This window comes from bacterium, assembly GCA_021108215.1.
GTDB lineage: Bacteria > Oederibacteriota > JAAXVQ01 > JAAXVQ01 > JAUVAV01 > JAIORK01.
Genome location: JAIORK010000008.1, coordinates 93,870 through 101,215 on the forward strand (window position 1 = coordinate 93,870; position 7,346 = coordinate 101,215).

The 7,346-nt window shown below is 46.6% G+C and carries 6 protein-coding genes; 5 read left to right on the plus strand and 1 reads right to left on the minus strand.

Annotated elements, in window-relative coordinates:
- Positions 1-52: 52 nt before the first annotated feature.
- Positions 53-406: a hypothetical protein gene (locus K8S19_01855; protein ID MCD4812429.1), complete on the minus strand. Its 354-nt coding sequence runs from the start codon at positions 404-406 to the stop codon at positions 53-55.
- Positions 407-550: 144 nt separating this feature from the next.
- Between K8S19_01855 and K8S19_01860 the strand changes: the two genes are divergently transcribed.
- The 5 genes from K8S19_01860 to K8S19_01880 all read left to right on the plus strand — a co-directional run bounded on the left by K8S19_01860 (position 551) and on the right by K8S19_01880 (position 6,690).
- Complete coding sequence (locus K8S19_01860) at positions 551-832, plus strand: hypothetical protein (GenBank protein ID MCD4812430.1); 282 nt, start codon at positions 551-553, stop codon at positions 830-832.
- A 78-nt stretch (positions 833-910) separates the two neighbouring features.
- A complete protein-coding gene (gene pgmB / locus K8S19_01865) occupies positions 911-3,898 on the plus strand; it encodes a beta-phosphoglucomutase (GenBank protein ID MCD4812431.1) in 2,988 nt (995 codons plus the stop codon).
- A gap of 264 nt (positions 3,899-4,162) precedes the next feature.
- Entirely contained in the window at positions 4,163-5,158 is a 996-nt protein-coding gene (locus K8S19_01870) for a hypothetical protein (GenBank protein MCD4812432.1), read from the plus strand.
- An 11-nt stretch (positions 5,159-5,169) separates the two neighbouring features.
- Complete coding sequence (locus K8S19_01875; GenBank protein MCD4812433.1) at positions 5,170-5,571, plus strand: hypothetical protein; 402 nt, start codon at positions 5,170-5,172, stop codon at positions 5,569-5,571.
- Positions 5,572-5,697: 126 nt separating this feature from the next.
- Entirely contained in the window at positions 5,698-6,690 is a 993-nt protein-coding gene (locus K8S19_01880) for a glycosidase (protein MCD4812434.1), read from the plus strand.
- The last annotated feature ends 656 nt before the right edge of the window (positions 6,691-7,346 follow it).

Consider the following 7,346-nt stretch of genomic DNA (forward strand, 5'->3'; position numbering starts at 1 on the left):
GCACCGATGGGGGATGAGAGCGGTTTTTATGTGTGCTTAGCACTTTTTGTTTTTATTCGGTCTCAGGTACTGCATTCAAAATGGTGGTAATTATTTTTAGATGGTGTGCGACAATTTGCGGGGGTGTTCCCATTTGGTTTGATTTTTTAGCCAGATGTTCAATCACAGTTTTGAGTTCCAAGACGGTGGGTTGATTAAAATGTCCCTTAGTTTCTTTGAAAATTTCTTTAACGATCAGCACAACACTGGCCCGCGCTTCTTTTTGGGCGGTTGGATTCATCAATAATTCAGGGTTGTGAACGAGGTTCTCTTTTTGTGATTCGTAGAAGCACTGAATAATGAGATCTCTAACTTTTAGGGTGTCCAGATGACGTAGATCATCTTCGCTGGGGAACCACAATGGCATGGATTTAACTCCTCAGTTATATACAGTTAAAGTGGCTGGCACTAATGGTTGATTAATAGCATTTTATAGTAAAAGTGTTCGGAGCGACAGTAAAATGTATTTTTTTTGAAATAGGTTGACGAACGCTTTGGGTTTCGGTATGATTTGGAGCGAATTAACACAATTGTTGTGATTATGTCCCCCGATGCGTCTTTTTCAGGACCGGCGGGGGTTTGTTTTGTTCGCCGGCTTATTGTGCTACGCGAATACGCTGGGCTGCGTAGTGTCCCGGAAATGATGGCCCTTCAGGTCGGGACGGTCTGCCCGGCTTGCCCGGCGAATGCCGGGTGGACTGTGTCCGGCGCACTTGCCCAGCTTGCCCCGCGTATGCGGGGGCGAATGCCGGGTGTCGGATGCTGGGTGCCGGGTAAGTCTCGACTGGAATAAATATCGATCCTTGGAACGCTTTGCAGCCTGTGGATTTTTATCGCTTGCAATTCCATTTTTTTAGAAAGGAATAAGGATATGAAAAAGGCGGTTCTTTTTGATTTGGATGGTGTGATTGTTGATACGGCGCTCTACCATTATAAAGGGTGGAAAATGCTGGCTGATAAACTGGGCGTGCCTTTTGATGAAAAGGCCAATGAAAAGCTGCGGGGTGTTCCGCGGAGGGAATCGTTGCTGATGCTGCTGGGTAGAAATCCGGGTGAAGCTAAAATCAAGGAATATTCGGATTTGAAAAATGCGTACTATCTTCAAAAAGTTAAGGATATTAAACCCAAGGATGCGTTGCCGGGTGCGGTGGAAATGCTGCGGGGGCTGCGCAAGGCGGGATACAAAATCGGTCTGGGATCTTCTTCCAAAAACGCCAGGCTGGTATTGCGTCTGCTGAAATTGACAGATGCATTTGACACTATTGTCGACGGGACTCAAATTATCAAAGGCAAACCTGATCCGGAGTTGTTTGTAAAAGGTGCGCAGCGCCTGGGCGTTTTGCCGGAAAATTGTCTGGTGGTTGAAGATGCCGAGTCCGGCATTGAAGCTGCCATTGCGGCAGGGATGCATACGCTGGGTATCGGCAATCCGAAAAATTTAGGCAATGCAGAATGGGTGGTTGACGGTTTGCATCAAATTGATGTTGAAGGAATTGCGGGGATTTTGGAAGGACCGCCGGCTCCGGGTGATATAGATATTCATCCTGCCAAGATGGCAACGGTTGATTCAACTTGGTTGGTCACGGAAAACGGTTTCCGTCAAAAGCAGCAAGCCTGGCGGGAATCGCTTTTTGCTTTGGGCAATGGGTATATGGGGATACGGGGAAGCGTGGAAGAATATGACCTGCCTTATCCGGATTCCCGGCCGGATACGCTGGTGGCGGGTATTTTTGATAAGTATGAATCCTGGTACCAGGCGATTGTTAATTTGCCGTTTCCTTTTGCTGCGCGCATTCACCTTAACGGTGAAACCATTCGCATGGCATCCGGACAGGTTAAAAAGTACCGGCGTCACCTGGATATGTATCGCGGTGTTTTGACCCGCCGTTTTATCTGGCAGGATAAAAAAGGCCGCGAGACGGATGTGTGCTATGAACGGTTTGTCTCGATGGCCAACCGGCATCTGGCAGCCATGAAGGTCTCGGTCACACCGCTGAATTGGTCGGGGAGCGTGTCATTGGAAAATTTTATTGATGCCGAGGTGGATAATATTGATTTCCACAAAGGCGGTTATCAGATGCGTCCCGAACGGTATTATTTTGTGGAATTGGAATCATCCGGGAGTAGTGAGAAAAACGGGATACATACAACGGTGAAGACCAAGACCAATCCCCATCGTGTTTCCGAAGCGATTCGGATGTGGTTGTTCTGTGAGGGTGAAAAAGTTGCGTCTACGGGTAAAGTGGAGAAGTCGGCGAAGCGGGTTACCCGCCAGGATACGGTCAAGGTCACTAAAGGTAAAACCTATGTTATGGAAAAAATGATTGGTATTACCACCAGTCGTGATGGTTACAAAGGTGCGGCACTGTTGAAAGCGGCGGACCGGATTGCGGTCAAGGCGCTGGAACGCGGATTTGATTATGTACTGGCGGATCATTGTACTGCCTGGATCAAGCGGTGGCGCGCCGGCGATGTGGTGGTCTCGGGGCACGGTAGCGACCAGCAGGCATTGCGTTTTTCTATTTTTCATCTCTGTCAGTTTGTGAGTCCGGATGACAACCGTGTTAATATTGGTTCCCGGGGATTGACGGCAGAGATGCACTATGGCAATTGTTTTTGGGATACGGAACTCTTTATTCTGCCGTATTACATTTACACGTGGCCGGAAGCTGCGCGGGCATTGCTCGAGTACCGCTATCAGACTCTGCCGGAGGCAAGGAATAAGGCCAAACGGCTGTTTTTCGAGGGGGCCATGTATCCCTGGATGTCTTCTTATCCAGGCAAAGAACAGGCGGATTACTGGGAGTATGCCAATATTGCCATTCATATTGTTGGTGATGTTCATTATGCGCTTCAACACTATCGTAAGGCCACGGCGGATTGTGATTTTATGGAAAAATACGGGGCGGAGATTATTTTTGAGACGGCCCGTTTTTGGAACAGCCGTGCTTATTATAATCCCCGCCGCAAGGCGTATGTGATCAATACGGTGAAAGGGCCCAATGAATATGATGGTGTGGTGAATAATAATACCTATACCAATTGGCAGGCGCGTTTTAACTTGTCCGAAGCAGTCAGTGTGGCCAAGATACTTAAAAAGGAAAAAGCCGGACTCTATCGCAGTCTGGCCAAGAAGCTTAAATTGACGGACACAGAACTGCACGCTTGGGACAAAACCGCCCGGGGCATGGTTATTAATTATGATAAAAAGCGGAATCTGTATATTGAAGATGATTTGTTTATGGATAAAGAACCCGTTGATATGAAAAAACTTAAACCCGGTCAGGAGATAATTACAGAACTCGGTGTTTCCTGGGATACGTTGTTGCGCCTGCAGATTGTCAAGCAGGCAGATATTCTGCTCCTGATGACATTGTTCCCGGATCGTTTTACAGATGCTCAGAAAAAAAATGCCTGGAATTTTTATGAGCCCAAGACTTGTCACGACTCCTCGCTTTCGCCCAGTACGCATGCGATTGTGGCGGCACAGTTGGATATGCGGGAGCGTGCCATGCACTACTGGGACGAGACGGCGCGTTTGGATATTGACGATACTATGAAAAATTCTTTTTTAGGCGTGCATTCCGCTTGTGTCGGCGGGACTTGGCAGATTGTCATGCAGGGATTTGCCGGTATGCGTTTGCGGGACAATGGTTTTGCTTTTTCTCCCCGGGTTCCCAAGCGGTGGACTAAAATTCAGTTTCGTTTGCTGCATAAAAACCGGACACTGGAAGTGGTCATGCGTAAAAAGGACGCCACGTTTCGTTTGGCGGCGGGGGCGGAAAAATCACTCCAAATTGAGCTGGGGAAAAAGAAGCTTCTCTTGAAAAGCGGGGAACAGGTAACATTGCGGTATTGATCGACGATTGCTTGCGGGGAATTCAAAAAGACTAGTGTAGTGTCTCTTGAATAACTTTACATTTGTCATTGCGAGCGAAGCGAAGCCCCGACCGGATGGGGGATCGTATGGGACTTCCGTTGGTTGCAATCCTGCTTTTATCATCATTTTGCAATCAAAACAGATTGCTTCGTCACCAAAAACGTTCTTCGCAATGACAATCAAATGTAAAGAAGTGTTGGAGACACTACGCGAGTGTCGTATCTCTTAAATGCCGGAGCGTCTATGGCCGTTAAACAACGCAAACATATTTGGCGGGTTGTGTCGGGTGACCTGGAAATTGAGATTGACTGTTTGGCCGGAGGTAAAATCCGGCGACTGCTTTCCCGGAAGAGCAAACGGAATTTTTTTTTCAAGGACCCGCGCAAGCAGCTGAACGGCAAGGCATATCTGGAACATGATATTAGCGGGTTTGACGAGTGTTTTCCTACGGTGGGCAAGTCGCAGGGGCGGTTCGGCATGGACCATGGTGTGCTTTGGAATACGTCCTGGCAGGCTTCGCGTCAGGGTGATCAACTCATTACCCGGGTGGTCCGGCCGCACGGTATGCCGGTTATTTTCACACGCATTGTTTCGAAAAGCGGACCCAATAAAATTCATCTTGATTACACCATTGTCAATACCGGGAAAACCGCATTTCCGTTTATTTATTCCAGTCATCCTATTCTTGCACTGGATACTCAGTCGCGTATTGTATTGCCCGGCGTGAAGCAGCTTTCAGTTTTGGGCCATAACGGCGCGCTTAAGGCGGGGAATCGTCAGCCCTGGCCGTTGGCAGTTTTGAAAAACGGTACGCCCACGCGGTTGGATACTCATTTTAGTGCCCGGCGCCAACTTGCAGGCAAATGGTTTGCCAAGGGGATTGGTTCGGCGGAAATTTCTTTTCCCAGCACCAAGGAGCGTTTGACACTTACCTGGGACCAGGAGAAACTGCCGTATATGGGATTGTGGCTCTCTTTAGGTATACCGCTCGATAAGCGGCATACGGAATCCAAAGATTGGATTTGTGCGGCATTAGAACCTTGTTCCCATAACCACGATATCATTAACTCGCGGAAGATTGCTGCGCTCAAACCGGGAGAACCCTATTCTTTCTGGATGGAATGGGAATTGGATTCACGGAAAAAGGCAGCTAAACGTGTTCGGCGTAAGATACTTATTAAAAAAATCCGGCGGATGCTCCCGGTACGCAATAAAAGAAATTCAAAGAAAAAAGGCTAAGGGGACGTAAGGTGAATGCTCAACAGCATCAAAATTTTCAGGATTTTTCCATCACAGCATTTGTCGTATTGCTGATAAATATTTTAGTGATTCTGTTAAGTACAACCACACATTTTGTGATTGATAATCCCTGGCCCCAGCTATTGTTTTTAGAGATTTTTAAACAACCGCAGGTACAATTGTTGACTGTGATCATGACACCCATGCCGCTTTTTTCGCCGGCTTTAAATGTGCTGCTGGTCAGTTTGATGCCGTTATTGCTCCATCTGTATGCCCTGGTACTCTTGGGCCGAGTGATTGCCCATTGGGAACTTAAAGCGCGCGTGATTTATGTGTTGATGGCTTGCATTCCGGTTTTTGGGCCGATTGCCACCCAAATAGTTATGAAAAGTTTTCGTGAATTTAAAGAGTGATTTTTTTAGTGGAAAAGATGACCGGGAGCGGGCTTGTGCATTGACAGTGAAAAACGTCTTTGGTATAATTCCCGAAATTTTGAGAAATTGGTTTTCCATTTTAGAGGAAAAGAAGGAGTCGACCCGATGTTATTTAAAAAATATGAAAAAAACCCTATTTTGGAACCGGTTTTGGGCAGTCCATGGGAAGGGCATGCTGTTTGCAATCCGGGGGTGATTGAGGATGGCGGGAAAGTTTACATGCTCTACCGTGCGTCGGGGGAGACGGATGTCTATCGGATTTATTTCGGTTTGGCAGTGAGCGATGACGGATACACTTTCAAGCGTGTTTCTGAGAAACCGAATTATACCGGTATGCATGGGTTTGATTCGGGGTGCGTCGAGGATCCGCGGATTGTTAAAATGGAAGACGGTTATTTTTATGTAACGTATGCTTGCCGCGTGACGCCTTTTACCGCTTTTGTACAAGGCGATCACGCAGCGTTTCCGGAAGGGGCGCCCAAAAGTATGACTGAGAATTTTACCCGTACCGGCCTGATGCGCACAAAAGATTTTAAGTCCTATGAAAATCTTGGTGCCATCACACCGGATGATATTGATGATCGCGATGTGGTTATTTTTCCGGAAAAAGTAAACGGGAAGTATGTGATGTTCCGCCGCCCGGCGCATTATGTGGGAGCGCAATACGGGACTGAAAAACCCGGCATCTGGATGGCATTCTCCGATGATATGAAAACATGGAAAGATGATGTGTTGATTGCCAGGCCGGAAGTGGATTGGGATTGCTGCAAGATTGGCGCGAGCACACCGCCCATTAAGACTGAACAGGGCTGGTTGGTGATGTATCATGGTGTGGATGAAAAACGTATTTACCGTCAGGGTCTGATGATGCTCGATCTTCATGAGCCGACAAAAATTATTGCCCGGCCAAAAGGATTTATTCTTGAGCCGACTGAAAAATGGGAGATTACGGGTGTGGAGCATGATGTGGTTTTTGCCGTGGGCAATATTATTCTCGGTGAAAACATGCTGGTTTACTATGGTGGTGCGGACAAGGTGATTGGTGTTGCTACAGCCAAATTTAAGGATGTGGTTGAGTATGTCATGCAGGCAAAATAATCTTTTAAAAATCAGGTAAATGAGTAGGATAAAAAAAGCGGGGTTAATATCAACCCCGCTTTTTATTATTTAATGAAAAGTGGCTGGCACCCCAAACAGGCACCCCAAACAGAGTAGGGAACGGTCGCGACCGTTCCCTGCGTCATACCCGGTGGGATTTGTTGATATATTGGTTAATGAAGGATTTATCATGTTGGCGCGAACACAATGGGCGTGAGCCCATTGATGAAGCGAGTGAATATCGCCGCCCTGACCGGAAAAAATATGCAAACATCGGGAGGCTTCGCACAAGGCGAACATCTTATGACAAAAATACCACAGGCGTAAGCCTGTGGTATTTTTATTCTTAAGTGTACTTTTTTTTATGCGAGCTCCGCGTCTCAGCGGTAAGGTTTTTGTTCCTGCACCGTACGGAAAAAATACTGAAAATGCAAATTTTAGGTAATTTTTTGGATTACGAGGCACTTTTGGCAAAACAAGCATGTTGTGGCATTTTTATTCATCTGGGTACTGTTTGTTTTGTTCGGATTTCTCTTTGTTTTTTCACTCTTTTTAATTCCTTTAAATATTACATTTTATCTTACAAAAGCCAAACAAGAGTGTTTCACTATGAAACTAGCGCTTTTTTATAAAATAATTTTAGTGTTTTTATGCAG

Coding starts and splice junctions, on each gene's coding strand:
- pgmB (MCD4812431.1), top strand. CDS start 911: ATGAAAAAGGCGGTTCTTTTTGATTTGGATGGTGTGATTGTTGATACG.
- K8S19_01855 (MCD4812429.1), bottom strand. CDS start 406: ATGCCATTGTGGTTCCCCAGCGAAGATGATCTACGTCATCTGGACACC.
- K8S19_01880 (MCD4812434.1), top strand. CDS start 5,698: ATGTTATTTAAAAAATATGAAAAAAACCCTATTTTGGAACCGGTTTTG.
- K8S19_01870 (MCD4812432.1), top strand. CDS start 4,163: ATGGCCGTTAAACAACGCAAACATATTTGGCGGGTTGTGTCGGGTGAC.